This window comes from Streptomyces racemochromogenes (genome assembly GCF_044129415.1).
Lineage (GTDB): Bacteria > Actinomycetota > Actinomycetes > Streptomycetales > Streptomycetaceae > Streptomyces > Streptomyces racemochromogenes_A.
On record NZ_JBBDHD010000009.1, the window covers coordinates 71,099 to 96,672 of the forward strand.

Consider the following 25,574-nt stretch of genomic DNA (forward strand, 5'->3'; position numbering starts at 1 on the left):
CCCCCGGCCTCCTCAGCGGGCGGTCGCGACCCTGGCGGCGTATTCCGCGAGTTGGCCCCGCAGCCGCTCGCGCGGCAGGCCCTCCGGGCCGGTCAGGCGCTCGACGAGGTCGGCCCGGGTGGCGGCCAGGAGGGCGTGCGCGGCGAAGCCGGCGTCGGTCAGGCCCGGGACCTGCTCCAGCACGGACCGGAGCACGCCGTGCCACCAGTCGTAGTGGCCGGCCTGGTACGGGCTGCTGCTCCCGGCCTCCTCCAGGGCCAGCGCGAGGCGCCGGTTGTCGAGTTTGAAGCAGAGGAGGGCGTCGAGGAGGGCGGGCACCCGCTCCTGTGGCGGGGTGGCGGGCCCGAGGGGCGGGGGGCCCGTCTCCACCGCCTCCCGAACGGGTTCCAGCCGGGCCTCGTACAGCGCGCGGAGCAGGCCGGCGCGGTCGCCGAAGGCGCGGAAGAGGGTGCCCTTGCCGACGCCGGCCGCTGCCGCGATGTCGGCCATCGTGAGGTCCTCGGGGGTCTCGGAACGACCGAAGAGGGCGTCGGCGGCCTCCAGGACGGCCTGTCGGTTGCGGGCCGCGTCCTTGCGGGGTTTGCGCTCGGTCACGCCGTTCCTTCCCATCGGGCGGATTGAAAAACGGACCTGGGGTCCGTATCGTTCTTGGAAGCGGACTCAAGGTCCGTTTTCCTGGAGGAGAGGATACCCATGTCCGTACCCGTGTCGATCTCGCCGGCGGACTTCTACCGCCACGGCCTGCGGCTCCTGCTCGACAAGGACATCGCGGGCTGGGTGGGCCTGTGGGCGCGGGACGGGGTGATGGAGTTCCCGTTCGCGCCCCCGGAATGGCCCCGGCGGCTGGAGGGGCGCAAGGCCGTCGCCGCGTACATGGAGCCCTACCCGGAGCGCATCGATCTCCACGACTTCCCCGAGGCCGACCTGCGGATCCACGAGACCGCCGATCCGCGGACGATCGTGGCCGAGATGCGCGGCGTGGGCCGGCAGGTGAGGTCCGGGCGCCCCTTCGACATGACGTACATCGCCGTGGTCACCGTCGAGGACGGGAGGTTCACCTCCTACCGCGACTACTGGAACCCGCTCGCCGCCCTTGAGCCGACGGCCGGTGCCGGTGCCGGTGCCGGTGCCGACGGTGCCGGGGGCAGCCGATGACGGCCCACGCCCCCACCCCCGCCACCGGCACCACGCTCGTCACCGGTGCCACCGGCACCACCGGCAGCCGCACCTGCGCGCAGCTGACGGCCGCCGGCCACGCGGTCAAGGCGGCCAGCCGCAGGGCCACCCCGGTGCCGGGCGCCGAAGCCGTCGCCTTCGACTGGTACGACGCCGCCACCCATGACGCCGCCCTCGCCGGAGCGGACCGCGTGTACGTGGTCCCGCCCGTGGGCGATCCCGACCCCGCGGCCGTCGTCCTGCCCTTCCTGCGCCGGGCCCGGGCCGCCGGAGTGCGGCGCGCGGTGCTGCTGAGCGCCTCCTCCGTTCCGCAGGGCGGTCCGGCCGTGGGAAAGGTGCACGAGGCGCTGCCGGGCATCTTCGACGAGTGGGCGGTGCTCCGGCCGTCCTGGTTCATGCAGAACTTCACGGGCAGGCACCTGCACGCGCACAGCATCCGTACCGAAGGGGTCATCCGCACCGCCACCGGGACCGGCCGGGTCGGTTTCGTCGACGCCGAGGACATCGCGGCCGTGGCCGTCCGCACCCTGACCGGCCTGCGTGCTCCCAACACCGGCCTCGTGCTCACCGGGCCCGAGGCCCTGGGCTACGACGACGTCGCCACCGTCGTCGCGGAGGTCACCGGACGGCCCGTGGTCCATCGGTCGCTGCCCCGCGAAGAGCTGACGTCCCGTCTGGCGGCACTGATGCCCGAACGGTTCGCCACGCTCCTCGCCGACATGGACGAGGCCATCGCCGAGGGGGCCGAGGACCGGGTCACCGACACCGTCCGGTCGGTCACCGGGCGTCCCGCCCGCGACTTCCGTTCCGTCATGCGGCGCGAATCGGGCCGGTCGCGGCCCTGACCGGTCGTACCCGCCGGTAGTGGGGATGCTGAAGGAATGAGAGACCCCGCCGGAACGGTCCCGACGATCGGGGTCGAGGAGGAGTTCTTCCTCGTCGACCCGGACAGCCGCCTGATCGTGCCGGCCGGACCCGCCGTGGCCGCCCGCGCCGCGGGCTACGCGGGGGACCGGGCGACACAGGAGTTCGCCCTCTGCCAGGTCGAGGGACGCACCCGCCCCTGCCGGTCCGCGAGCGAGCTGCGCCTGGAGCTGGAGCAGGTGCGCGGGGCACTCGTCGCGGCGGCCCGCGCCGAGGGCGTCCGCCTGTGCGCGTCGGGCACCGCGGTGCTCCAGGAGGCCGGGCCGGTCCAGGTGGCCGAGCACCCCCGCTACCGGGCGGGGCGCCTGCAGTACCGCAGCATGATGGACGACTTCGCCGTCAGCGCCCTGCACGTCCACGTCCACCTGCCCGACCGCGAACTCGCCGTGCGGACGGCCAACCACCTGCGCCCCTGGCTGCCCCTGCTGATCGCCGCGACGGCCAACTCGCCGTACCACCGCGGCCTCGACACCGGGTACGCCAGCTGGCGCACGGTCATCCGCCACCGCTTCCCCTGCCTGGGTCCCCCGCCCTACGCCGCCTCGTGGCAGGAGCACGAGCGCCTGGCCGTCACGATCGCCGGCACCGAGGCGATGCTGGACGCACGGACGCCGTTCTGGGACCTGCGCCCCAACCCCCGGCTGCCCACCCTGGAGGTGCGGGCGATGGACGTCCTGCAGGACCTCGACGACACCGTCGCCTTCGCCGTCCTCCTGCGCGCCCTCGTACGGACCGCCGCCGCTCGGGGACGGGCGGGGGACCCGGGGCCGCGCTGGGAGGCGGAGGTGCTGCGTGCCGCCTGCTGGCGTGCCGCCCGGGACGGATGGAGCGGTGACGCCTTCCATCCCGCGACGGGCCGCTCCCGCCCCGTCGCGGACATCGCCGGCGAGCTGGTGGACCTCGTACGCCCCGCGCTGGAGGAGGCCGGGGACCTGCACGAGGCCACCGGCCTGTTCGACCGGCTGGCCGAGCGCGGTGACGGCGCGACCCGGCAGCGGGCCTGCGCGGCCGCGGGAGCCGGGCCCGCGGCGGTGGTGGACCGGCTCGTGGCGGCCACGGCACGCGGGACGGGCGGCGGCGGGGTCAGCGGGCGGCCAGAGTGGTGACCAGGACGTCCCGGTGGCCGGGCCCGCCGGGGTCCTCGGGCCGGACGGGTGACACCGCGTGCCAGGTCGCGCGGTCGTCACTGAGCAGGAGCGTTCCCGGCTCGCTGAGGGTGGTGGCCGCGATCTCCCTGCCTTCGGCGTCGTAGACGGTGCTGCGGCCCCCGGTGACGTTCCGGCGGCCGGCCAGGAGCGAGGACACCAGCGTGACACCGTCCTTGTGGCGGCCCTCGGGCGTGGGCTGCCCCAGGCTGCCGGACCGGGCGACGACGCGGAACGGGTGCACCCGTACGATCCACTCGTCGGCGTCGTCCAGCCCCGCGGCGACGTCGCCGAGCAGCCGGATCAGGGCACCCAGCACGGGCTCGGCCCGGAACGCGTCGGTGAGCGGTTCGAAGCGGCGCTCGACGTCCACGTAGAGCGGGTTGCTGTCGTCGGGCTGCACGAAGACCCCGTGCGGCAGGGGCGTGATGCCGCCGGCCTGCCGGGACAGCAGGAACTGCCCGTACCGGCGCAGCCGGCTCGTCCCCTTCTCGGCCGCGTAGGGGTCCGCGGCGAGGTCCTCCCAGTGCCCGTCGAGCCGCGCCCACTCCGCGGGGGCCACGCCCAGGCACCGGGAGAGCACGGCCGGGGGCATCAGGTACCAGCCGCGGGACGCGACCATCCGGCGTGCTTCCGCGACCGCGCGCACCGCCTCGCCGCTCCCGCCCGCCGCCCGCCCGAAGCCGTTCTCCTCGTCCATGTGCCCATGCTCGGCCCTGACCGGCGGCCCGGCACCCGCAGGGCCGACCACGCCTCCGAGCGGATGACCGCACGGCCGGTGACGTGCGTCATGCCGCACGCCGGTCGCCCCCGGCTACGCTGGTCGTCCACGAGCGGAGCAGCGCGGCTTCGCCCCGCAGCTCGCGGACCCGGCACGGGCCGGGGCGAGCACGCCACCGAGGAAGCCGCCGTGTCCGCCGATCTCGCACCCCTCACAGCCGCCGGCGCGCGCTGGCTGCTGACCGCCTTCCCGCCCTCCGCGGGCGCGTTCAACCGGGCCCTGGCCGAGGCCCAGGCCCGGCAGGCCGTCGCCCTCGCCGCGGCCCTGCGGTACCCGACGCCGCTCGACGCGGAACTCGTGCGCCTCCTCGGTCCGGGCGGGAGCGCGCGGCTCGACTGGCTGACGGGCGCCGATCACCGGGACGACTCCGATGACGAGGCCGGGTGGCGGTCCTGGGTGGACGAGACCGTCGTCAGCTGGGCCGCCTGCCTCCTCGCGGCCCCCGCCCTCGCCGCCGACGCCCACCGCCTCGCCGGCCGGGGCCGGGTCGGCGAGGTCACCCGTCTCACCCGCCCCGGCGGGCACGAACACGCCGCCGCGCCCTTGCTGCGCCACCCCGACCTGCTGGAACCGGTCGCCGCCCTCCACCGGGCGCCGTTGCTGGAACTGCTGGCGCTGCCGGAGACCGAGAACGCCGCTCCGCGGTAGGGGGCCGTCGGTGCGCACATGCAAAAGGCAGGGAGAGCGCTCTCCCTGCCACTTCCAAGCTATAGCGCACTGGGGGGCTTGCGGCAAGGCCCCCGTCCCGGCGCAGAATCGTCGGCCGGAGCCACGGATCGCGATCAATGGGGACCAGGCGTGCGAGTACTGCTGTTGTCGACATACCGGGCGAGCGGGGCCTTCAGGCCCGCGGAGCGCAGGACCACCGTCGCGGCGGAGGGAGCGCGATGACCGGACGGTACGTGGTGGATCTCCGAGAGGTCGGCGCGTCACAGGTCGACGCCGTCGGCGGCAAGGCCGCGCACCTGGGCGAGCTGGCGCGGATCGACGGCGTCCGCGTCCCGGAGGGCTTCTGCGTGACGACGGATGCCTTCCGGCGGATCCTGCGGGAAGCACCGGCCATCGAGGAGGGCATCGCCCGGCTCGGACGCGTGGAGCCGGGCGACCGGGAGGCCGTCCGCACCCTCAGCGGGGACGTCCGCCGGGCCATCGCGGGGGTCCCCGTCCCGGACGCCCTCGCGGCGCGGATCACCGGAGCGCTCGCCCGGTTCGGCGAGCGGACCGCCTACGCCGTCCGCTCCAGCGCGACGGCGGAGGACATGCCGTCCGCTTCCTTCGCGGGCCAGCAGGACACCTACCTGAACGTCCTCGGGCCGGAGGCCGTCATCCGGCACGTCAGCCGGTGCTGGGCCTCGCTGTTCACCGAGCGGGCCGTGACGTACCGCCAGAAGAACGGCATCGACCACCGGACGGTCCACATGGCCGTGGTCGTCCAGCGGATGGTCTTCCCTCAGGCGGCCGGGGTCCTGTTCACGGCCGACCCCGTCACGGGCGACCGGAAGGCCGCCACCGTGGAGGCGGCCTCCGGCCTCGGCGAGGCCCTGGTGTCCGGGCTGGTGAACCCGGACGTCTTCACGGTGCGCCGCGGCGAAGTCGTCGCCAGGGCGCTCGCCCGGCGGCAGGAGCGGCCCCCGCTGACCGACGCGCAGGCCGTGCGGCTCGTCCGGCTCGGGCGGCGGATCGAAGCGCACTTCGGACGCCCGCAGGACATCGAATGGTGCCTGGCCGACGGCGACTTCCACGTCGTCCAGAGCCGGCCGATCACGACGCTCTTCCCCGTCCCCGCCCCCGCGCCCGGGACCGGCCCAGAGAGCGGCGAGCACGGGAAGCGCGTCTACCTCTCCGTCGGCCACCAGCAGATGATGACCGACCCCATGAAGCCCCTGGGGCTCTCCGTGTGGCAGCTGACCGCCATGGCGCCGATGCACGAGGCAGGCGGCCGGCTGTTCGTCGACGTCACCCGGCGCCTGGCCTCGCCCGCGACCCGCGCCGGCCTCCTGGACGTCGTCGGCCGGGGCGACCCGCTGGTCAGGGATGCCCTGGAGACCCTCCTCGCCCGCGACGGCTTCCTCCCGTCGCTGCCCGAGCCCCTCGATCCGGCTCCCGGCAGGCCGCCGGCCGGCCCGGCGCCCGCCCCGATCGAGACCGATCCGGCCGTCGTCACCGAGCTGATCGAGCGCAGCCGGCGGTCCCTCGCCGCCCTGGAGCGGGACGTCCGCACCAAGACCGGACCGGAACTGTTCGACTTCCTGTCGGACGCCTTCCAGGAGCACAAGCGGCTCCTCCGTGATCCGCTGAGCTTCCAGGTCGTCATGGCGGGGATGGAGGCCACCTGGTGGCTCAACGACCACCTGCGGGCGTGGCTGGGCGAGAAGAACGCGGCCGACACGCTGACGCTGTCCGCCCCCGGCAACGTCACGTCCGAGATGGGACTGGCGCTGCTCGACGTCGCGGACGTGGTCCGCCCCCGGCCGGAGGTGGTGGCCTTCCTCCAGGGAGTCGAGGACGACGGCTTCCTCGACGGGCTCGATGAGCTCCCGGGCGGACCCGAGGCGCGCGACGCCATCGAGGCCTACCTCAGCCGGTACGGCATGCGCTGCGTCGGCGAGATCGACATCACGCGGCCGCGTTGGCGCGAGCACCCCGCCACGCTCGTGCCCGTGCTCCTCGACCACGTCAGGAACTCCGGGCCGGGCGCCGCCCGACGGCGCTTCGAGCAGGGGCTGCGGACGGCGCGTCAGAAGCGGCAGGAGGTGCTGTCGCGCTTGCGGGCACTGCCGGACGGGGACCGTAAGGCCGACGAGACCCGACGGATGATCGACCGCGTCAGAACCTTCATCGGGTACCGGGAGTACCCGAAGTACGCCATGGTCAGCCGCTTCTTCGTCTACAAGCAGGCCCTGGTGGCGGAGGCCGACCGGCTCGTGCGGGCCGGCGTGCTCGCCGAGCGGGAGGACGCCTTCCACCTCACGTTCGAGGAGCTGCGCGACGTCGTGCGCTCGCACCGGGTGGACCACCGGCTCATCCGGCAGCGCAAGGAGGCGTTCCGGTCGTACGGGGCGCTCACACCGCCCCGCGTCCTCACGTCGGACGGTGAGGCCCTCAGCGGATCGTACCGGCGCGACGACGCACCGGCCGGCGCACTCGTCGGCCTGCCCGTTTCCGCCGGGACCGTCGAGGGACGGGCCCGCGTCGTCCACCACATGGCCGACGCCGACCTGGAGCCCGGCGACATCCTGGTCACGGTCTTCACGGACCCCAGCTGGTCGCCCCTGTTCGTCGGGATCAAGGGCCTGGTGACGGAGGTGGGCGGCCTGATGACCCATGGCGCCGTCGTCGCCCGGGAGTACGGTCTGCCGGCCGTCGTGGGCGTCGCCGGAGCCACCCGCCTGATCCGTGACGGCCGGCGGATCCGCGTCCACGGAACCGACGGGTACGTCGAGCTCCTGGACTGACCGGCTCCCCGCGCGCCGCGGGGACCGGCCGGTTTGAAATCCCCGCCCCCGGCCATACGAGGGTCCAACAGGCTTCGGGGACAGCCGTGTTGCCGGGGGAGAGGGGGACCGCATGACCACCGTCGAGGACGAGGGGCCGCTGACCGTACGCGGCGCCGGACCCGCGCGGCGCCCCGGTCCGGGACGCGACGCGGTGCTCGCGCTGGGGCTGCTCGGGACCGCCGTCGCGGGCGTGGCCGCCTTCCTGAAGGCCGTGTCCGCGGACGGCATCCGGCTCCCCATGGCCCCGGTCGTGGCCCTGGCCCTCCTGCTGCTGGGCGTGCTCCTGGCGAGGTGGAGCCTGGCACCGGCCCGGCGCCGGCGCCGCACCCCGCCGCCCGGCGGAAGCGCGGAGGCACCCTCACCCGCGGACCTCCCCGACCTGGGGGGCGAGGCCATCGACCACGCCGGGGCCGACGCCGACGGCTTCGAGCACACGGTGGCGGCCCTGTGCGCCCGGGACGGCTGCACCGCGGTGGAGGTGGTCGGCGGGGCGGGCGACCTGGGCGCCGACGTCGTCGCGACGGCGGCGGACGGCCGGCGCGTGGTGATCCAGTGCAAGCACTACGCGCAGGACCACCGGGTCGGCTCGCAGGACCTCCAGCGCTTCGGCGGCACCTGCTTCGCGGTCCACGAGGCCGACGTCGCCGTCCTCGTGACGACCAGCTCCTTCACCGCGCCCGCCGCCGCATACGCCGACACCTGCGGGATCGTCCGTGTCGACGGCGAGGCGCTGGCCGCCTGGACCGAACAGGAAACCCCTCCGCCCTGGGAGCCGGGCGCGAGCGCCCCGGCCCCCGCCCAGCGCGGGAGCGCCCCCGGCACCTGAGGGCGGGTGCAACCGTCCTGGGGCGGTTCGCGTGTTTCCTCCCATAGAGATGATCAATGGTGAGGAGACGATGTGCAGCACGTGACGAGCCGTCCGTCCCGGCGGACGGTCCTGACCGTCGGTACCGGGGGCCTGGCCGCCCTCGCTCTCGGCGCCGCCGGCCGGGCGTCCGCCGACCCCCGGCCGGCCGCCGGCCCGGGCACCGTGCGCCGGTTGAAGGACATGGAACGCGAGCACGGCGCCCGCATCGGCGTCTACGCCCGCAACCTGGTCACCGGCCGTACGGTGGTCCACCGCGCGGAGGAACTCTTCCCGATCTGCTCGGTGTTCAAGCCGCTGGCCGTGGCGGCCGTCCTGCGGGACCTGGACCGTGACGGGGAGGTCCTGGCCCGCCGGATCCACTACACGCAGGACGAGGTCACGGCGGCCGAGTGGGCCCCGGTCACCAAGGACCACGTGGCCGACGGGATGACGGTCGAGGCCCTGTGCGCGGCCGCGGTGAGCCAGAGCGACAACCTCGCGGGCAACCTGCTCCTGCGCGAGCTGGGCGGGCCGACCGCGATCACCCGCTTCGCCCGGTCCCTCGGCGACCGCGTCACCCGGCTCGACCGGTGGGAGCCGACCCTGAACTCCGCCGAACCCTGGCGCACCGAGGACACCACCAGCCCGCGCGCCATCGGCGAGACCTACGTCCGGCTGCTGCTCGGCGACGCACTGCCCCGCACCGACCGGGACCGGCTCACCGGCTGGCTGCTCGCCAACACCACCAACACCCAGCGGTTCAAGGAGGGCCTGCCCGGCTGGACCCTCGCCGACAAGACCGGTGGCGGCAACGCCTACGGCGTCGCCAACGACGTGGGCGTGGTCTGGAGCCCGGCCGGCACGCCGGTGGTGATGGCGGTCCAGACGACCAGGCCGGAAGCACCGCAGGGGCCGAACGACAGCAAGCTCGTCGCCGACACCGCCCGCCTGCTGGGCCAGGCCGTCCTGGGCTGAGCGCCCGCGGCCGCAGGACGGGCCCGTGCCCGGCGCCGGACCGGGCGGCCCGGCCCGGCGCCGCGGCCGGCCGCCGGTCTACATGGGGTCCATGGTCCCGCTGCCGGGCCCGTTCAGCTGCTCGCTCTTCTCACGGATGCGCAGGGCCTTGTCCTGCAGCCGCTGCCGTTCGGCGGGGTCCGTCGCCCGCTGCGCCGCCTGTTCCAGCTCCTGGGCCTTGTCCCGCATCTCGCGGGCTCGCTCGCTCGGCGCGCTGTCGTCGCTCATGACCGGTCCTCGTGTGGTGGGGGAATGTGAGCACCCCGAGCCAAACAGGCTCGGGCCGTCCCCGCCACCGGAGACAGGTCGAACGGGGGCGCGAGGGCGCCGCCGACGGAGCCGAGGGCGGGCGTGCGCCACGTGGTCATCCGGAGTGGCCGCCCGTGGCGCCGTTCGCGGGAGCCACGCGCCAGGGCGCGAAAGCGCTCGCCGCGCGCGGCAGGGAGCCCGCCAGTTCGGGGCAGTGCCGCAGCACCACGCTGGTCATGCCGTTGCGGGCGATCCAGTCCATGCCCAGGGGCGTGTACACCTCCGGCCTGAAGTCGACGGTGAGGAAGCGGTCGCTCTGAAGGCGTCGCGTCGCCATCAGGATGAAGATGCGGAAGGCCGTGTCGCTGAAGCCGAAGCCGTGCGGCGGGTTCTCGGCGAAGAGCCCCACCATGGTGTCGATGTGATCGACCTCGCGGTAGACCTCCTTCAGCCGGGCGACCGTCTCGGGGTCGGAGGACAGTTCTTCGAACCGCCGCAGGCGCGGCTTGTGCAGGCCGGCCCGGAAGTCGTTGTACCGGGGAACCCCGCGGCGCCGGGTCCGCACCAGGTCGACCACGGACAGGTCGATGATCTCGCCGTCCCGCTCGAACGCCTGGAGCGCCCGCGGGTAGTTGTGCAGGGTGATCGCACCGGGGTGGGCCGTGCCGAGCGAGTACAGCGAGTCGGCCAGACCGGTCTTGCGCATCAGCGCTTCCGTGGCGGTGCCCTGGACGTCGTCGAAGCCGAGGGTGTCCAGGTGCCGCCCGAGCCGGTGGTCCACGATCTCGAAGTCGTCGGGGAGCAGCGGGTGCATGCGGTAGACGGTGACGAAGTCCTCGGTGAGGGAGTACGGCGCGGCATGGTGGTCCGGCAGGGTCTCGGGAATGCCGGTCAGCGCATGCGATTCGAAGAGCCACAGCCCCAGGCGGTCGAGCCATTTGTTCGGCGGTCCCTGCCAGTTGGCCGTCAGCCCGATGTCGATCACTTCGGTGGCGAGGATCGCGGGAGTCCACTCCACCGTGTGGATCTTCGCGATGAGGGCCGAGACGACCAGGCGCGCCGTCTGGTAGACGCGCTCCTCGCCGAGGCGGGGGTACTCCCGCCGCAACGCCTCGCACACGACGTTGTGCTCCCGGGCGAAGAGGGTCTGCATGGCGCTGAGCCCGAACCACCAGCTCTCCGCGAACCCCGTCAGCGGGAGGCCGTTCGGCCCGACCGGAAGGTGACCGTCGTCGAGCCGCAGGTTGGCGCCACCGTCCGGTTCCCGCAGTGACATGCCGGTTCGCATGTCGCCGCCGTAGATCTCCGAGCCGTCCCACCAGTGGGACGCCGCGTTGGCGAAGAGCGTGGGCGGTCCGCCGCCGTCGGCCGGGTGCAGCCCTTCGTTCTCGGCGAAGCGCATCACCCGCTCCGGAGGTCCGCCCGGGGTGTTCCGCCAGGTGACCCCGGACGGGAGCGGTACGTCGACGGTCTTCGTACCGGTCGGGTGGCGCTTGTGGTTGACCCAGTCGTGGACCTGGAACTGGATCCAGGCGGCGGCCAGGATGTTGAGCGAACGCGCCGGGATGAAGGCGTCGCGGTGCAGCAGTTCCCGGCTGACCGTGACCGGGTTGGGCACGTCGAACAGGTCCGGCCGGTACACCGGGGGCAGGTTGCGGCCGAAGGCGGCCCCGATGGCGCCCATCTGCGGCGCGGACAGGTCGTTGTAGGTGCCGTCGTAGCTCCGCGCGACCCGCATGTCCTCGTCGATGGCCGCCGGCACGGGCCGGGTCCTGGGCGGAGCCTCGTGCGGGTCGGTGTCGATCAGGTTGGACCGCCGCAGCTGCTGCCGCAGGGCCACGAGGTTCAGCAGGCCGAGGGGCACGGGCAGCCGGTGCCAGGGGACGAACCGGTTGAGGCCGCGGAAGGCGCTGCGCAACGGCACGCCCAGTACGGTGTTGCGCCTGGGCTGGACATGGGGGAACCGCTGGCCCAGGCGGTGGGCGCTGCCGGCCTCGTAGGCGGCCTTGCGTGCGCGGTTGAGGTTCCCGAGGGGCCGGAACGCCCCGGTGCTGTTCCACGGGTTGAAGGCGAGCTGCTCGACCCGTGCGGCCGCGGCCCGGGCCCCCGAGGAGTCGATGTCCTGGCGCGGGACGGTGAGCGTGGCCACGCGGACGGGCGGGGTGTCCTGCTCCTTCCATTCGGCCGTGCCGTCCTCGACGGGTGTGCGGCGGGCGTCGACGTAGCGCTGGAGGTACAGCTCGAAGACGACGTCCGCCTCCTTCAGCCGCCGGGCGAGTTCGTGGTGCAGGTGGTCGGGGTCGCCGGGGGAGGGGTCCGGGGCCGGCGGGGCGTCCCCGGCCGGGCGCAGCTGGTACCGGACCGGCCCCGCGCTGCCCCACAGGATGGCCCCGGGGCTCCAGTACGTCTCCAGGGCCAGGCTGCGCACGGTGCGGCGCGTACCGGCACGCACGGTGCGGCGCATGCGCGCGGCGGTGGACCATCCGACCGCGAGCGGCAGCGTGACGAACAGCGCGAAGGCCTCGCGCGGTGCGGAGTCGGCGCCCGCCGTCGCCTTGGCGAAGGCGACGAACTCGCGCGCGTCGCGTGCGTGCGAGACCGGATGGCTCGCCATGAGCAGGTCGTGTGCCTCGTCCGGCCCTGCCGCGACGCGCACTGCCGCCCCGCGCAGATCGGGGGCGTGGTCCGGCCGGCGGGTGCCGCTCGCGTTCGAGAGCCGTACGGTGGCGGGATACTCGGCGCCGGGGCGCGCGAACCCGGTCCGCAGGTCCGGCGGCAGGTCGTCGCCGAACCGCAGGCGCGCGTTCTCCACGCCGAGGATCCCCTTGGCGTGGAACGTCCGCGCGATGTCGGCGGCGCCACTGCGTTTCCGGGACGTGAGCTGGACCCGCATGAGGTCACGGGCGAGCCGTTCGAAATGGAGCCGTTCCACGTCCGGGTGCCCGCCCACGTACCGTTCGTACCGGCCGATCTCGTCCATGTGTGCCTCTTCGCCAAGGCGCACCCGTCGGCCGAACGTGAAACCGGTGGCCGTGCCGGGGGTGGCGCCGCGCGGCTGCCCGAGGCCGGGGACCGGGCCTGCGGGCACCTCCGTTACCCACGGCAACCCTGACGCAGCGGTGCGGCGGCGTCGCGCGGAACGGCGCAGACGGGTGGCGTCCGATCCCGCCCGCCGCGCCTCCTCCCGGGAGGGGCCGAGCGGGTCCTGTTCCCCCCTGACCGCCGCTGGTGGCGGCACCGGGCGCATCCGGATCATTACTCTTCGTGCATGCCGAATGCTCAGGCGCAGTTGAAATTGCGGGAAGTGCCGGGCTGGGCGGTCGGGCTGTGCCTGTTCGGGCTCGCCGCCGGTCTCTCGATGGTGCTCTGGTACATGGCGGCACCGCCGTTCGGGGACAGGCCCCCGGGGGACGGGGAGCTGCTGCTGCAGTTCCCCGGGACCGCCGAGGCGGCCCGCGCCATCGTGAGGGCCGGAGGCGGACCGGAGCTCTTCCGGGAAGGGCTCGTACTGGACTGGTGCTGGTTCGTCCCCGGGTACGCGGCGGCCCTCGCCGGGGCGTTCGGACTCGGCCGTCTGCTGCTCTACCGGAAGGCCACGCGGCTGTGGGCCCTGCGGGCCCTCTTCCTCACCCCCGTGGCGGTGGCGGCGGACTGCATGGAGAACGTCTTCCTCTGGAAGGCCCTGGACCGCATGAAGGCCGGCCCGACCGGTCCTGATCCGGAACGGGATCTCCAGTGGGCGAGCCACTTCGCCCAGCTGAAATGGGCGCTCGTCATCCCGCTGGTGGCAGCGGCCCTCCTGATCGTGGCCACCCTCTGCGCCCGCCGCGTGGCGGCCCCCTCCCTGGTGCGGAGCACGACCGAGGACCGCCGCCGCCCCGTCGTGGAGTTCGCCGATCAGCCCGCGGCGGACCGGACCGGCCTGCCGGACGTGATCCTCCCGCCCGCCGCGCCCCACGACTGGGAACCCCTGTCCGAGTGGACCGCTCCCGACCCGGCGAGACCACGCCTGACCGCGAGCCCGCAGGACACCGCGTCGGCCCGCTGGCGCGATCGGCGGTACCAGCCGCCCACCCGGAAACCGGGGGAGCTCGGCTTCTGCGTGTCCGGCGGCGGCATCCGGTCGGCGTCGGTCACCCTCGGGGCTCTGCAGGCGCTGCGCGCCGAACTCGTCCGGGCGGACTACCTGGTCTCGGTCTCCGGCGGCGGGTACACCGCCGGTGCCTTCCAACTCGCCCTGACGGACGCACGGTTCGTGGACGCGACGGGCATGCCCTCGGTGCGGCGGCCCGGTCTCGCACAGCCCGCGGACGCCTTCGCGCCGGGCAGCCCCGAGGAGGACCACATCCGCCGGCACGCGAAATACCTGGCCGACGCCCCCAAGGAGAGGCTGCACGCCGCGGGGACGGTGCTGCGGGGGATGGCCGTCTCCTTCGGCATGCTGGCCCTGGTCTTCACCGTGGCGGGCCAGTTCCTGAACGCGTTCTACTCGCGGCTCCCGCTGACCGACCTCCACCGCTTCGTCCCGCGGCCGAAGGTGTTCGTGCCGACCTGCCGGAACCCGGCGCTCCCGGTGTGTCCCGGGCCGCCGGAGACGTACCTGCCGCCCTTCCACCTGTACCCGAACGCCTGGCAGCCCGTCCTCGCCCTGTTCGGCCTGGCCGGCCTGGTGTCCGTGGCCTTCGCCTTCGCCGGAGCCTGGACCAAGGCGTCCCGTCCCGCCTGGCTGCGCAGCATCGTCAAGGCGATCGTGGCGACGGCCCTGGTGGTCGCCGTGCTGTCCATCGTCCTCCCGGCGGTGATCTGGTTCTTCGCCTGGCTGGCTCACGAGCAGGGCGTGGTGTACGGGGACGGCAGGGGGCTGTCCCTGCTCGCCGCGCTCACCGGGGCGGCGGCGGCGCTCGGGACCTGGTTCACCGTCGTGCACAGGACGGTGAAGCAGCTGACGCCCGACGGCGCACGGACCGGCCTCTTCCGCAAGGGCGGACCGTCCCTCGTCGTCCAGGTCGGCGGCGGCTGGGTGAAGGCCGTGGTGTGCTGGCTGGTGCTGTTCCTGGTCGCGTTCTTCTACCTCGCCCTCATGACCTGGACGGCCGTCTACGCGGGCACGTGGAGCATCTGGTGGCAGGCGGGGATCCCGATCGCCCTGATCGTGCTGTCGCTCGTGATCGACCAGACCACCTTCAGCCTGCACCCCTTCTACCGCCAGCGGCTGGCCGGGGCCTTCGCCGTCCGCCGCGCGGTGCTGAAGGGCGGCTCGGTGGGCGCCCTGCCGTACGACTACAACCACGAGCCGACCCCGCTGTCCCCCTACGCGGAGCGGGTGGCCGGTTTCCCCCAGGTCGTCTTCGCCGCGTCGGCGGCGGTCTCACTGCGCAACCGGACCGCACCCGGGCGCCCGGCCGTGCCCTTCACCTTCGCCTCCGACTACTGCGGCGGCCCCGACATCGGCTGGGTCCGCACCGACACCCTGCAGAAGACCGTCCCGGAGCTGATCGGGCGCGACCTGACCGTGCAGTCCGCCGTCGCCGTGTCGGGAGCCGCCTTCGCCTCGGCGATGGGATCCCAGACGATGTTCATGGAGCGGCTGCTCGCGCTGACCAACGTACGGCTGGGCGCCTGGATTCCGAATCCCCTCTACATCGCGGAGCTGGCGAAGTACGGGCCCGACCGGATCATGCCGCGGCTGCCGCGCGTACGACGGCTGCGGTACCAGCTCCAGGAACTGGTGGGCTGGTTCTCGGACACCACACCCCTGCTGCTGTGCACCGACGGCGGACACTTCGACAACCTCGGCCTGGTCGAGATGCTGCGGCTCCGCTGCCGGACCGTCTACGTCGTCGACGCCTCCGGGGACACCCCGCCCCTGGCCACGACCCTCGCACAGGCGGTGACGCTCGCCTACGAGGACCTCGGCGTGAAGATCACGTTCAACAGGGAACAGGGCCGGAACCTGCTGGACCTGGTGCCCGGCAGCGGGAAACCGCTCTCGCCCGAGACACCGATGGCCGCCCTGAACGCCCGCTTCTCCGCGGCGTGCGTGGTGCGCGGCACGATCGAGTACCCGGAGGAGGTCGAGTTCTCGCCGGGCACCCCGAAGACCACGACGGGAACGATCATCTTCATGAAGGCCACCCTGACCCCCGACATGCCGGAGGAACTGCTGAGCTACGCCCTGCGCGAGCCGGCCTTCCCCCGCCAGGCCACCTTCGACCAGTGGTTCGACCACGCCCAGTTCGACGCCTACCGCGCGCTCGGCCACCACCTCGGCGCCACAGCCCGTGAGCTCGCCCCCGACACCCCGGAACCCGGCCTCGGGGCTTGAGTGGGGAAGGTCCCCGCCTCGGCCTGGTCCCTGCTCCCCGCCGCCCGTCTGCGACCTCGTCGCGCTCGGAGCGGCCGAGCTCGGGCTGCGCCTGCTCGTCGCCTGAGCCGTCAGTCGTCGTCGCCCGGCGTCCAGAAGGCGGCCAGGCGCGCCGTGCCCGGCGCGACATCGCCCCAGCCGCCGTCCAGGGCCAGCACGGCGACGGCGGACTTGGGGAAAGCGGTCCGCAGATGCTCCACGAGCTCTTCCGGGCCGCCGCCGCAGAGGCTCTTGGCGAGGTCGTGGACCGCCGGGTTGTGGCCCACCAGCGCCAGGCCGGTCACCTCGGCCGCCACCTCCCCCACGGCGGAAAGCAGATCGTCCGCATCGCCCTCGTACAGGCGGTCCTGGTAGAGGGTCGGCGGCGGCTGGCTCAGCCGGGGCAGCATGAGCTGCCAGGTCTGGCGGGTCCGTCGGGCAGGGGAACACAGGGCCAGGTCGACGGCGAAGCCGGACCGTTCCAGCCACTCACCCGCCAGGGGCGCGTCGTGGGAGCCGCGGTCGGAGAGCGCGCGGTCGAAGTCCTCCGTGACGTGCTTGGGCACCGCCTTGGCATGCCTGACCAGCACCATCCGGCGCTCGCCTGCGCTCTGTTCCGGCACGGTCCGAATCCTCCCGCCTGCGCCGACTCCGGGGGACGGCCGCCTGGTCGCCGGGGTGCTGAGCCGGCACGCGGGCGCTGTGTTACGGAGAGGGGTGCGCGCGCGTGCCCGGGCCCGGCGGCCGAGAGGCCGCTCGCACATCCGGCCGCCGTCTCCAGGATAGATCCGACCTCGCGGGCCCGGCCCGTTCAAGGAGCCACCCGAGAGTACGCACCGCCCGTGGGGCCGATCGGGTGGCGCCGGCGGGCTTCGAACCCGGTGGGCCCTATCCGGCCGGCGGTGCCGGCGACCCGCCGACGCGGCCGCCGCGGCGGGTCAGGCGGTGCCACCAGTGGCGGCGGCGCGGGTGGACGGCCCGGCCCATCCGGCGGCCGAGGAGGAGGTAGCCGAGCAGTGCTCCGGCGGTGTTGAGGATGACGTCGTCCACGTCGAAGGCGCGCCCGGTGACCAGGGCGCCCTGGATCAGTTCGACGAGCGTCATCACCACGGCCGTCACCGCCGCCACCCTCAGCAGCCCGCGGGCCTGCGGGAGGAGGACCGGGAGCAGCACCCCGAAGGGAACGCCGAGCAGGACGTTCCCGCCGAGCTGCTCGGCGGCCTCCCTGAGGGGTGCGCGGTCGAGGTACGGGCCGATGGAGGCGCCCGGGCGGGTGTTGCTGTGCACCAGCCCGGCCGAGGCCGCCGAGGGCTCCAGGGTGAGGTGGGCCAGGACCAGGCTGAACAGCACCGTTCCGGCGAAGGCGGCCAGCATCGCCAGTGCGCGCGGCACGGGGCGGGCGGGAGGCCGTACGGCGGGGGCGGGCTCCCGCGCCCCCGCCGCCCCCGCCACCGTCTCCGCCGTCTCCGCCGTGCGGGTCCGCTCCGCCCCCGCCCCCTCCGTCCACCGCTTCCACTTGGTCCAGCGCACCGCGGCGGGTTTTCCGCGCACGTCCATCGACCGCTCCCTCCGTGACCGGCTTCGTACCGTGCAGGCGCGTGTACCCCGCCGCAGGGGGCCGACGCACCCCGCGCGGACACAACCGCGTCCGTACGGCCGCGAACTGACGGGGCATCCGTTGCGGTAGCGGCGGCCGCCGGTGTCTGCCGTCCGCGATCCCGCCACGCCCGCCGCCGTCCCGGGCGCGGTGCCACCGGAACGCGGCGACCACCGGCCGCGGTACCGGAGGTTTGAACCGGGGCCCAGCGAGCACCGGCGAGAGGGACGCGCGGAGGCGGCCGAGCGCCCGCGGTCGGGGCGAAGGAGCGGATCATGGCGCAACGTTCGTACCGTCGTACGGCTGTGGCCGGCCCCCCGGACGCCCGTGTCCGCGACCCGCGGCGCCCGGCGGCGCCCCCGGACGCGCACGCCGGACGGGACGGCGAGACACGGGTCACGGTGTGGGTGGCCCTCGCCGCGAACCTCGTGATCTGCGGGGCCAAAGCCGTCGGAGGGGTGATCGCCGGATCGCCGGCCCTGCTCTCGGAGGCCGCCCACTCGGTGGCCGACAGCCTCAACGAGGTGTTCCTCCTGGCCTCGGTCCGCCGCAGCAGGCGTCCGGCCGACGAGCGGCACCCCTTCGGCTACGGCAAGGAGCGGTTCTTCTGGTCCCTGCTCGCCGCGGTCGGGATCTTCGTCACGGGCGGGTGCTTTTCGGTGTTCCAGGGGGTGGAGGCCTTCCGCGGTGGCGGCGGGGAAACGCACGAGGGGTACGTCATCGGCCTGACGGTCCTGTTCGTCGCCCTCCTCGCCGAAGGCGGCTCACTGCTGCGCGCCGTCCTCCAGGTACGGCGGGCCGCACGGGACGCCGGCCACGGGATGGCCGAGGAGGTGCGGGCAGGCCGCGATCCGGCCCTGCGGACCGTGCTCGCCGAGGACGGCACGGCCTGTGTGGGTGTACTCCTGGCGATGGCGGGGATGGCTCTCCACCTGGCGACCGGGCAGGTGGCGTACGAGGCCTGCGCCTCCATCCTCATCGGCGTCCTGCTCGTGTACGTGGCGTACGTGCTCGGCAAGGGCGCCCGGGCCCACCTGATCGGAGAGGCCGCCGACCCGCGCCTGCGGGACGAGGTCCGCGCCTTCCTCGACGGGCAGTCCGAGATCGACTCGGTGACGGCCCTGCTGACCATGCGCCTGGGTTCCGACGCGGTGCTGCTCGCCGCCGGCATCGATCTGACGGCCGGGTACGACAGCGAGACCGTCGAGGACGCGATGGTCCGCGTGCGCACCGAGCTGAAGCGGCGCTGGCCCGAGCTGGACCAGGTCTTCCTGGACGTCACGGACGCCGCGGCAGCCCACCGGTCCGCCGATGCCGCCGTCCGGCTGGGAGAACGGGCACCCGAAACGTAAAGAGTTCCCCAAAGCGGCCCGTCGGGGCGTGGTAGACGCCTTGCCCCGATGTGCCTGTCCTGCGGAAACGCAAAGCCCAAGGGACGAGGACGGTACACGGGCGGGGTACGACGGGAGGGCTCCATAACTCCGCATAACGGGACACTTAACCCCCATTGGTGCGCGTGACAGAAGTCATTGCGCGGAGATCGTCATTGCCTGGCGTGAGCGAATTTGCACATAGTTGCCACTGCTATCGCTCCCGCCGGCCGATCAGGGGAATCCCGCGCCACGGTCGGAGACCACGCCGACCACCCAGGGGAAGGGACGTGCGCCGATGAAGACCGCTCCCCAGCGGCTGCGCGCCGGCCTGGCCGCCGGAGCGGCCGCAGTCGTCCTGCTGTGGGCCGCCCAGGTGAGGCCGTCCGCCCGTCCCGACGACCTCATCGGCGCGGGCGCGCACCTCACCGGACTCCTCGCCGGCTACGGCATCCTGGTCATGCTCTTCCTGATGGCGCGCGTCCCGGCGGTCGAACACGGCGTCGGCGCCGACCGCCTCGCCCGCTGGCACGCCTTCGGCGGCCGCTGGGCGCTGTCCCTCTGCGCCGCCCACGGCCTGCTCGCCCTCCTCGTGTACGCCCTGCGCAGCGGGACCGACCTGGTCACGGCCAACAGGGACCTGCTCGGGTACCCGGCCGTGGCCGCCGCCTACGCCGGAGCCGCCCTCCTCGCCTGCGTGGGCCTGGTGTCCGCCAGGGCCGTACGCCGCCGGATCCCGCACGAGACGTGGCGCGGGATCCACCTGCTCGCCTACGTCGCCGCCGCCCTCGGCTTCGTCCACCAGCTGGCCGGCCCCGATGTCGCCGTCACCTTCGTGGCCACCTGGTTCTGGGCCCTGCTGCACACCGTCGTCGCCGTCCTGCTCGTCTGGTACCGGGGTGTCGTCCCCGTACGCCAGGCCCTGCGGCACGGTCTGCGCGTCGCCGCCGTCGAACGCGAGGGCCCGGACGTGGTCTCCGTGACCATCCGCGGCGGCCGGCTCCGCGAGCTGCGTGCCGAGCCGGGCCAGTTCTTCCGCTGGCGCTTCCTGCGGCGCGGCCTGTGGCACACCGCCCTGCCGTTCTCGCTCTCCGCGCCCGTCCACGAAGACCGCCTGCGGATCACGGTCAAGGCGCTCGGCGCCCATTCCCGGCGGGTGCGGAGGCTGCGCCCCGGCACCCGGGTGCTGGCGACCGGCCCGTTCGGCGCGCTCACCCGGTGGCGGCGCACCCGCTCCAAGGTCCTGCTGATCGCCGGAGGCATCGGGATCACACCGATGCGGGCCCTGTTCGAGGCGCTGCCCGCCGGTCCGGGTGACCTCACGCTGCTCTACCGGGCCGGTGACGCCGGCCAGCTGGTTCTGCGGGACGAGCTGGAGGTCATCGCCGCGGAGCGCCAAGCCGTCCTGCACTACCTGGTGGGACGCTCCGACGAGGCGTACGACCCGCTCGCCCCGCAGGCCCTGCGCTCGCTCGTGCCCGAGCTGGCCGACCACGACGTGTACCTCTGCGGGCCGCCCGGCATGACGGACGCCACGACGGCGGCGCTGGTCCGGGCGGGTGTGCCCGCCGGGCGGATCCATTCCGAGTGCTTCACCCACTGAGACCGAGGACCTGATCCTGGCGATGAACCAGCCCGTGAACCCCGGGGAGCACCCGCCGCCGGCGCCGTCGCCGCAGCCGCACGCCGCCCCTGGGGCGCCCGCCCCCGAGACCGCCGCTCACCGCCCCGCCGGGCCGCGCCCGCCGGGCCGACGGAGGAACGCCCGACACAGGGGGCCCTCGCGTCCGCGCCGGCTGGCCATCGGCCTCGCCCTGGTCAGCGCGCTGACCGCGACGGGCATCACGATGACGGTCGAGCCGGCCGCACCGGCCCCGGGCGGACGACCGCACGTCCCGTCCGCACGCTGACCGCCCAGGTCCGTCCGTGCCGCCGAAGCGGGCGCGCCCGAGGGCGCGCCGCGACCGCTCGCGCCCCGGCTGCCGACGGGCTGCCCCGAACCGGGCGGCGGCGTGAGAATTGAACGGTGAACCGACTGGCAGGACTGGACCGGCTGGCGCCGTCACGGGCCCGCGAGCGCCTCGGCGACGCCCTCTTCCGGCATGTCGCCGGTCCGTCGGGCGCGGAGAACCGGGCGAGGATCCACGACACTCCCGGCCCCCGGTGGTTCGCGCCCGAGGAGCCGATCCGCCGTGTCCACGGCGACGCCTCGATGTTCGTCGGGGGGCTGAGCGCGCTGCTCCTGCAGTCCCTGCACCCGCGCGCGATGGCCGCGGTGGCTGCCCACTCCGGGTACCGGGGGGATCCCTGGGGCCGTCTCCAGCGCACCAGCACCTTCCTGGCCGTCACCACGTACGGCACCGCCGAGGACGCGCAGCGCGCGGTGGACGGCGTACGGGCGGTGCACGCCCGCGTCCGGGGCCGCAGCCCCGACGGCGAGCCGTACCGCGCCGATGACCCGCACCTGCTGGAGTGGGTGCACGTCGCCGAGGTCGACAGCTTCCTGCGGGCCCACCAGCGGTACGGCGCCCGCCGCCTGGACGCCGGAGAATGCGACGCCTACGTCGCCTCGGCGGCCCGGGTCGGCCGGGCCCTGGGCGTGGGGCGGCCGCCCCGCACGGCGCGGGAACTGGCGGAGCGGATCGAAGCCTTCCGGCCGGAGCTGCGAGGCACGCGGGAAGCCCGTGCCGCGGCCCGCTTCATCCTGCTCCGGCCGCCGCTGCCCTGGCCGGCGCGGCCCCCGTACGCCATGCTCGCGGCGGCCGCGGTGGCCCTGCTGCCGCCCTGGGCCCGGCACCCCCTGGGCCTGCCCCTGCTGCCGCGGACCGAACGGTGGTGCGCCGCTCCCGCCGGGGCGGCGGTGACCCGCACCATTCGCTGGGCGATGCACCGGCCGCCCGGCGCCGAGGGCGACTGACAGGCCTGTCATCCATCGGATGCCACACATGCTTGTCATCGTTTCGATGACGTGCTACAACGGTGGTACCTGAAGCGCACTGGCACCCATTGCAGACACATCAGGAGGTTTCCATGCTGATGCGCACCGATCCCTTCCGTGAGCTCGACCGCCTCGCCCAGCAGCTGACGGGCACGGGAACCTGGTCGAGGCCGTCCGCGATGCCGATGGACGCCTACCGCGACGGCGACACGTACGTCATCGCCTTCGACGTCCCGGGCGTCGCCAAGGACGCGATCGACATCGACGTCGAACGGAACATGCTCACCGTCAAGGCCGAACGCCGGCCGACCGCGAAGTCGGACCAGGCCCAGATGGAGCTCTCCGAGCGGCCGCTGGGTGTCTTCTCCCGCCAGATCATGCTGGCCGACACCCTCGACACCGAGCACATCGACGCCGACTACGAGGCGGGCGTACTGACCCTGCGGATCCCTATCGCCGAACGCGCCAAGCCGCGCAAGATCACCATCAGCGGCGTCGACGACCGCAAGCAGCTCTCCGGCTGACCCGTATCCGATCCCGCCCGAACGGGCGGAGGACGAACCGCCGCACCCTCCCCTCCGGCAGCCCGTCCTCCGCCCCCACCCACTGGGGGCCGCGCGATGACACTGCGACGGGAAACGTTCCTCGACCACGTCCGCGAACGCGGTGAATACGACACCGCCGAAGAAGCCGACCGCGTGTGCCGCGTGGTCCTCGGCCTCCTCGGCGCCCACCTCGTCGGCACCGACCGGGCCGAACTCGCCGCCCGCCTCCCCGAGGCCTACGCCCTGATCCTGCTCAACCCCCTCCAGGCCGCCGAACCGCTCTCCCCGGAGCGCTTCGTACGCGCCACCGCAGCCTGGATCGAAGGCGCCTCACAGGCCACGGCGGCATGGGACGTCAGCGCGGTCCTCAGCGTGGCGGCCGACGCCGCCGGCGACGACCTCACCCGCCGGATCCTGCTCCAGCTCCCCGCCGGCTACGACCTCCTCTTCGGCCGCCCCCAGTCGCCCTGAACCCACGACGGCCCCGGCCCCGACACGAAAGGCAAGCGGCATCCGTGTCCCACCACCCCGCCGAACCGCTCCCGCAGGTCCCGCAGATGCAGATGACGTACGGGCACATGCTGGAAACCGTCAGGTACGAAGGCGCCTACCCCACCCGGGAACGCGCCGAACAAGCCGTCCGCAACGTCCTGACCGCGCTCGGCCGGCAGCTCACCGGGGAAGTGCGCGCCGAACTCACCGACCGCCTCCCGCTCGAAGCTGCCCTCACCCTCAACACCCAGCTCCCCGACGCCGAGCAGCTCACCGGCTGGGCCTTCGTCAAGGACCTCGCCACCCGCACGAACGCCACCCCCGCCACCGCCCGCTGGGAGGCCGGAACGGTCCTGAGCGTCCTGGCCCGCCTCGCCGGCCCGGACCTCCTGCACCGCCTCCTCGACCAGCTCCCCGACGGCTGGGCCCTCCTCTTCGGCCAGGCACAGCTCCTGCGCCCCCAGCACGCCGCCTGACACCCGCCCGGTCCCGGTGACCCTCGCGGGAGGCGACCGCGAGGCGGCGCCCCCTTCCTCCTGGGGCGCCGCCCGCGGGCCGCCGTCACCCCGGCGAGCCGGTACGGCGCGTTCGCGGTTGAGCGGCCCGCAGCAGGGCAGGGGCCGAAGACCAGGGTGATCCGCCGATCCGGGGGAAGGACCGACCGATGTCCGCCAATGCGAAGCCGCACGTCCCGCACGGTGAGGGACCCGGCCGATGAACCTGCACCGCGAGGCCCGGGCCTACGCTGGTGACGCCGACCGGCCGCTCGCCGCCTATGCCGGCCTCATGGGCCTCTACGCGGGCACCGTGCTCGGCATCGGCGCCGCGGCGTGGGCCGGCCGCCGCCCCCTGCCACGACCCGGCCCCTGGGACGTCGTCCTCAACGCCGTGGCCACCCACCAGCTGAGCCGTCTGATCACCAAGGACCCCGTCACCAGCCCGCTGCGCGCGCCGTTCACCCGCTTCGAGGGCACCTCCGGGCCCGCCGAACTGCGGGAAGAGGTCCGGGGGACGGGCGCCCGCAAGGCGATCGGCGAACTGCTCACCTGCCCCTTCTGTACCGGCCTGTGGGTCGCCACGGGCATCACGGCCGGAACCGTGCTGGCCCCGCGCCCCACCCGCCTGGCGACCGCCACCCTCGCCGCCGTCGCCGCATCCGACTTCCTCCAACTCGCCCGCGCGGCAACCCAACGAGCAGCCGAGGAACCCTGACGGCGCCCGCGCCGCGGGGTGTCGGCTGCCCTTGCCGTCGGGGCGGACCGGCGTCTGCCGTCGGTGAACACCATCCCGGGCGGGCGCGACGGTCATTACCGTGCCGTCGTATGACGACGGTCACCACCCGTACGGTCGCGTACCCGGCCGACAACCTGACGATGATCGGACACCTCGCGCTCCCGGCGGGTGCCGGGCGCCGGCCCGCCGTCCTGATCGGGCCCGAGGGGATGGGGCTCGGCGATGTCGAGCGGCGGCGGGCCGAGGCCCTGGCCGAGCTGGGATACGTGGCGCTGGCCTTCGACCTCCACGGCGGACGCTATCTGGAAGACCCGGAGGACATGCTGGGCCGGTGCATGCCGCTGCTCGCCGATCCCGACCGCCTGCGGGGAATCGGTCACGCCGCGCTCAACGTGTTGCGCGCCGAACCACGGGCCGACCCTGAACGGACCGCCGCCGTCGGCTACGGCACCGGGGGCGCGGTCGCACTGGAACTCGGTCGCGCCGGCGTCGACCTGCGCGCGATCGGGACGGTCAACGCACTGACCACGGGCCGACCGGGCGAGGCGGCACGCATCCGCTGCCCGGTATGGGCCGGGGTCGGCTCGGAAGACCCGATTATGCCGCCCGCGCAACGGGAGGCGTTCACCGCGGAGATGCAGGCCGCCGGCGTCGACTGGCGCCTCGTGGTCTACGGAGGAGCCCTCCACGCCTTCCACCACCCACCGGTCGACCACCCCACGCCTCCCGGCGTCGGCTATCACGCACGGCACGCACAGCGGGCCTGGCGTGACATCGTGGCCCTGCTCACCGAGTGCCTGCCCGTCACGGATTGATGCGACCGGCCGTCAACGCCCCGTACCGCGCGCGGCCCGCTCGATCTTCGCGCGATGGGCCGCACGGGCCGCCTCGTCGATCGGCTGCTCGTGTTCGGGCCGCAGTCCGGTCCGGCCGTCGAGGCCCTCGCGCAGGATGTCGGCGTGCCCGGCGTGCCGGATGGACTCGCCGAGGACGTGGACCATGACGGCGAACAGGTTCGTGTCGGCATGAGGCTGGGGCCACCACGGCACATGGCCGGGGGAGTCGAGGGAAAGCGCGGTGATCGTCGCGTCCGAGTGTTCCCACGTGCGCCGGTAGAACGCGATGATCTGATCGCGGGTCTCGTCCCCGGCCGCCCACTGATCGCTGCCGTCGGAGTCCTGCCACCGGGGCAGCGGTTCCGGCGAAGGACGGTCGAAGACCTCGCCGAAATACCGGGCCTCGACGGTCGCCACGTGCTTGACCAGGCCGAGGAGGTTGGTGCCGGTCGCGGTCAAGGGGCGGCGGGCGTCGTATTCGGACAGGCCGTCGAGTTTCCAGAGCAGCGCCTCGCGGTCCCTGCGCAGTCTCCCGTGCAGGTGGTTTTTGGCGGCCTCGTCGAGCATGTGGCAGGAACCTTTCCATA

At 74.0% G+C, this 25,574-nt stretch carries 23 protein-coding genes; 16 read left to right on the forward strand and 7 right to left on the reverse strand.

What is annotated here, in order from left to right; genetic code table 11:
- Window positions 1-12: 12 nt before the first annotated feature.
- Complete coding sequence (locus WDV06_RS05700) at window positions 13-594, reverse strand: TetR/AcrR family transcriptional regulator (RefSeq protein ID WP_395508524.1); 582 nt, start codon at window positions 592-594, stop codon at window positions 13-15.
- A 99-nt stretch (window positions 595-693) separates the two neighbouring features.
- Here WDV06_RS05700 and WDV06_RS05705 point away from each other — a divergent pair, with 99 nt between their 5' ends.
- Genes WDV06_RS05705 through WDV06_RS05715 form a run of 3 tightly spaced genes read left to right on the forward strand, consistent with a single transcriptional unit; the run spans window position 694 to window position 3,206 of the window.
- Window positions 694-1,155, forward strand: coding sequence for a nuclear transport factor 2 family protein (locus WDV06_RS05705; RefSeq protein ID WP_395508525.1), 462 nt, complete (start codon window positions 694-696; stop codon window positions 1,153-1,155).
- Entirely contained in the window at window positions 1,152-2,021 is an 870-nt protein-coding gene (locus WDV06_RS05710; RefSeq protein WP_395508526.1) for an NAD(P)H-binding protein, read from the forward strand. Before WDV06_RS05705 ends, WDV06_RS05710 begins: the two co-directional genes overlap by 4 nt.
- Window positions 2,022-2,057: 36 nt before the next feature.
- Window positions 2,058-3,206, forward strand: coding sequence for a carboxylate-amine ligase (locus tag WDV06_RS05715; RefSeq protein WP_395508527.1), 1,149 nt, complete (start codon window positions 2,058-2,060; stop codon window positions 3,204-3,206).
- On the opposite strand, the gene WDV06_RS05720 is transcribed toward WDV06_RS05715, so the two are convergent.
- Window positions 3,184-3,945 carry a 2OG-Fe dioxygenase family protein gene (locus WDV06_RS05720; RefSeq protein WP_395508528.1) on the reverse strand — a complete coding sequence of 254 codons (762 nt, stop codon included), beginning with the start codon at window positions 3,943-3,945 and terminating at the stop codon, window positions 3,184-3,186. The genes WDV06_RS05715 and WDV06_RS05720 overlap by 23 nt on opposite strands.
- A gap of 210 nt (window positions 3,946-4,155) precedes the next feature.
- Here WDV06_RS05720 and WDV06_RS05725 point away from each other — a divergent pair, with 210 nt between their 5' ends.
- The 4 genes from WDV06_RS05725 to bla all read left to right on the forward strand — a co-directional run bounded on the left by WDV06_RS05725 (window position 4,156) and on the right by bla (window position 9,345).
- Window positions 4,156-4,674 (forward strand): hypothetical protein, encoded by a 519-nt coding sequence (locus WDV06_RS05725; protein WP_395508529.1) that lies wholly within the window; start codon window positions 4,156-4,158, stop codon window positions 4,672-4,674.
- A 239-nt stretch (window positions 4,675-4,913) separates the two neighbouring features.
- Window positions 4,914-7,481, forward strand: a complete 2,568-nt coding sequence (rph, locus tag WDV06_RS05730) for a rifamycin-inactivating phosphotransferase (RefSeq protein ID WP_395508530.1) — start codon at window positions 4,914-4,916, stop codon at window positions 7,479-7,481.
- Between the two features lie 112 nt (window positions 7,482-7,593).
- Complete coding sequence (locus WDV06_RS05735) at window positions 7,594-8,349, forward strand: restriction endonuclease (RefSeq protein ID WP_395508531.1); 756 nt, start codon at window positions 7,594-7,596, stop codon at window positions 8,347-8,349.
- Window positions 8,350-8,421: 72 nt separating this feature from the next.
- Window positions 8,422-9,345, forward strand: a complete 924-nt coding sequence (bla, locus tag WDV06_RS05740; RefSeq protein WP_395508532.1) for a class A beta-lactamase — start codon at window positions 8,422-8,424, stop codon at window positions 9,343-9,345.
- A 78-nt stretch (window positions 9,346-9,423) separates the two neighbouring features.
- On the opposite strand, the gene WDV06_RS05745 is transcribed toward bla, so the two are convergent.
- Together WDV06_RS05745 and WDV06_RS05750 are read right to left on the reverse strand one after the other, a co-directional pair.
- On the reverse strand, window positions 9,424-9,612 hold the full coding sequence (locus tag WDV06_RS05745; RefSeq protein WP_395508533.1) for a DUF6381 family protein: 189 nt from the start codon (window positions 9,610-9,612) through the stop codon (window positions 9,424-9,426).
- Between the two features lie 136 nt (window positions 9,613-9,748).
- The gene (locus tag WDV06_RS05750) at window positions 9,749-12,613 is read right to left on the reverse strand and encodes a peroxidase family protein (RefSeq protein ID WP_395508534.1); all 2,865 of its coding nucleotides are present in this window, start codon (window positions 12,611-12,613) and stop codon (window positions 9,749-9,751) included.
- 288 nt (window positions 12,614-12,901) lie between these two features.
- Between WDV06_RS05750 and WDV06_RS05755 the strand changes: the two genes are divergently transcribed.
- Window positions 12,902-15,958 (forward strand): patatin-like phospholipase family protein, encoded by a 3,057-nt coding sequence (locus tag WDV06_RS05755; RefSeq protein ID WP_395508535.1) that lies wholly within the window; start codon window positions 12,902-12,904, stop codon window positions 15,956-15,958.
- Between the two features lie 110 nt (window positions 15,959-16,068).
- Here WDV06_RS05755 and WDV06_RS05760 read toward each other — a convergent pair whose 3' ends face one another.
- Window positions 16,069-16,599, reverse strand: coding sequence for a SixA phosphatase family protein (locus tag WDV06_RS05760; protein ID WP_395508536.1), 531 nt, complete (start codon window positions 16,597-16,599; stop codon window positions 16,069-16,071).
- 265 nt (window positions 16,600-16,864) lie between these two features.
- Complete coding sequence (locus WDV06_RS05765) at window positions 16,865-17,533, reverse strand: VanZ family protein (RefSeq protein ID WP_395508537.1); 669 nt, start codon at window positions 17,531-17,533, stop codon at window positions 16,865-16,867.
- A gap of 315 nt (window positions 17,534-17,848) precedes the next feature.
- On the opposite strand from WDV06_RS05765, the gene WDV06_RS05770 reads away from it, so the two are divergent.
- The 8 genes from WDV06_RS05770 (at window position 17,849) to WDV06_RS05805 (ending at window position 24,966) form a co-directional block, all read left to right on the forward strand.
- The gene (locus tag WDV06_RS05770) at window positions 17,849-18,925 is read left to right on the forward strand and encodes a cation diffusion facilitator family transporter (RefSeq protein WP_395508538.1); all 1,077 of its coding nucleotides are present in this window, start codon (window positions 17,849-17,851) and stop codon (window positions 18,923-18,925) included.
- A gap of 316 nt (window positions 18,926-19,241) precedes the next feature.
- Window positions 19,242-20,546 carry a ferredoxin reductase family protein gene (locus tag WDV06_RS05775; RefSeq protein WP_395508539.1) on the forward strand — a complete coding sequence of 435 codons (1,305 nt, stop codon included), beginning with the start codon at window positions 19,242-19,244 and terminating at the stop codon, window positions 20,544-20,546.
- 441 nt (window positions 20,547-20,987) lie between these two features.
- Window positions 20,988-21,860 carry an oxygenase MpaB family protein gene (locus WDV06_RS05780; RefSeq protein WP_395508563.1) on the forward strand — a complete coding sequence of 291 codons (873 nt, stop codon included), beginning with the start codon at window positions 20,988-20,990 and terminating at the stop codon, window positions 21,858-21,860.
- 113 nt (window positions 21,861-21,973) lie between these two features.
- The gene (locus WDV06_RS05785; RefSeq protein WP_395508540.1) at window positions 21,974-22,405 is read left to right on the forward strand and encodes an Hsp20/alpha crystallin family protein; all 432 of its coding nucleotides are present in this window, start codon (window positions 21,974-21,976) and stop codon (window positions 22,403-22,405) included.
- 96 nt (window positions 22,406-22,501) lie between these two features.
- Window positions 22,502-22,897, forward strand: coding sequence for a DUF2267 domain-containing protein (locus tag WDV06_RS05790; RefSeq protein WP_395508541.1), 396 nt, complete (start codon window positions 22,502-22,504; stop codon window positions 22,895-22,897).
- 92 nt (window positions 22,898-22,989) lie between these two features.
- A complete protein-coding gene (locus WDV06_RS05795) occupies window positions 22,990-23,394 on the forward strand; it encodes a DUF2267 domain-containing protein (protein WP_395508564.1) in 405 nt (134 codons plus the stop codon).
- Window positions 23,395-23,632: 238 nt separating this feature from the next.
- Window positions 23,633-24,130: a DUF1360 domain-containing protein gene (locus WDV06_RS05800; protein ID WP_395508542.1), complete on the forward strand. Its 498-nt coding sequence runs from the start codon at window positions 23,633-23,635 to the stop codon at window positions 24,128-24,130.
- A gap of 110 nt (window positions 24,131-24,240) precedes the next feature.
- A complete protein-coding gene (locus WDV06_RS05805; protein WP_395508543.1) occupies window positions 24,241-24,966 on the forward strand; it encodes a dienelactone hydrolase family protein in 726 nt (241 codons plus the stop codon).
- Window positions 24,967-24,978: 12 nt separating this feature from the next.
- Here WDV06_RS05805 and WDV06_RS05810 read toward each other — a convergent pair whose 3' ends face one another.
- Window positions 24,979-25,554: a DinB family protein gene (locus WDV06_RS05810; protein ID WP_395508544.1), complete on the reverse strand. Its 576-nt coding sequence runs from the start codon at window positions 25,552-25,554 to the stop codon at window positions 24,979-24,981.
- Between the last annotated feature and the right edge of the window lie 20 nt (window positions 25,555-25,574).

Bases quoted from the DNA above. Each gene is read 5' to 3' on its own strand.
- WDV06_RS05765 (WP_395508537.1), bottom strand. From the start codon at position 17,533: ATGGACGTGCGCGGAAAACCCGCCGCGGTGCGCTGGACCAAGTGGAAG.
- WDV06_RS05715 (WP_395508527.1), top strand. From the start codon at position 2,058: ATGAGAGACCCCGCCGGAACGGTCCCGACGATCGGGGTCGAGGAGGAG.
- WDV06_RS05745 (WP_395508533.1), bottom strand. From the start codon at position 9,612: ATGAGCGACGACAGCGCGCCGAGCGAGCGAGCCCGCGAGATGCGGGAC.
- WDV06_RS05710 (WP_395508526.1), top strand. From the start codon at position 1,152: ATGACGGCCCACGCCCCCACCCCCGCCACCGGCACCACGCTCGTCACC.
- WDV06_RS05810 (WP_395508544.1), bottom strand. From the start codon at position 25,554: ATGCTCGACGAGGCCGCCAAAAACCACCTGCACGGGAGACTGCGCAGG.
- WDV06_RS05735 (WP_395508531.1), top strand. From the start codon at position 7,594: ATGACCACCGTCGAGGACGAGGGGCCGCTGACCGTACGCGGCGCCGGA.
- WDV06_RS05705 (WP_395508525.1), top strand. From the start codon at position 694: ATGTCCGTACCCGTGTCGATCTCGCCGGCGGACTTCTACCGCCACGGC.
- WDV06_RS05755 (WP_395508535.1), top strand. From the start codon at position 12,902: ATGCCGAATGCTCAGGCGCAGTTGAAATTGCGGGAAGTGCCGGGCTGG.
- WDV06_RS05795 (WP_395508564.1), top strand. From the start codon at position 22,990: ATGACGTACGGGCACATGCTGGAAACCGTCAGGTACGAAGGCGCCTAC.
- WDV06_RS05800 (WP_395508542.1), top strand. From the start codon at position 23,633: ATGAACCTGCACCGCGAGGCCCGGGCCTACGCTGGTGACGCCGACCGG.
- WDV06_RS05785 (WP_395508540.1), top strand. From the start codon at position 21,974: ATGCTGATGCGCACCGATCCCTTCCGTGAGCTCGACCGCCTCGCCCAG.
- WDV06_RS05750 (WP_395508534.1), bottom strand. From the start codon at position 12,613: ATGGACGAGATCGGCCGGTACGAACGGTACGTGGGCGGGCACCCGGAC.
- WDV06_RS05775 (WP_395508539.1), top strand. From the start codon at position 19,242: ATGAAGACCGCTCCCCAGCGGCTGCGCGCCGGCCTGGCCGCCGGAGCG.
- WDV06_RS05790 (WP_395508541.1), top strand. From the start codon at position 22,502: ATGACACTGCGACGGGAAACGTTCCTCGACCACGTCCGCGAACGCGGT.
- WDV06_RS05805 (WP_395508543.1), top strand. From the start codon at position 24,241: ATGACGACGGTCACCACCCGTACGGTCGCGTACCCGGCCGACAACCTG.
- WDV06_RS05720 (WP_395508528.1), bottom strand. From the start codon at position 3,945: ATGGACGAGGAGAACGGCTTCGGGCGGGCGGCGGGCGGGAGCGGCGAG.
- rph (WP_395508530.1), top strand. From the start codon at position 4,914: ATGACCGGACGGTACGTGGTGGATCTCCGAGAGGTCGGCGCGTCACAG.
- WDV06_RS05770 (WP_395508538.1), top strand. From the start codon at position 17,849: ATGGCGCAACGTTCGTACCGTCGTACGGCTGTGGCCGGCCCCCCGGAC.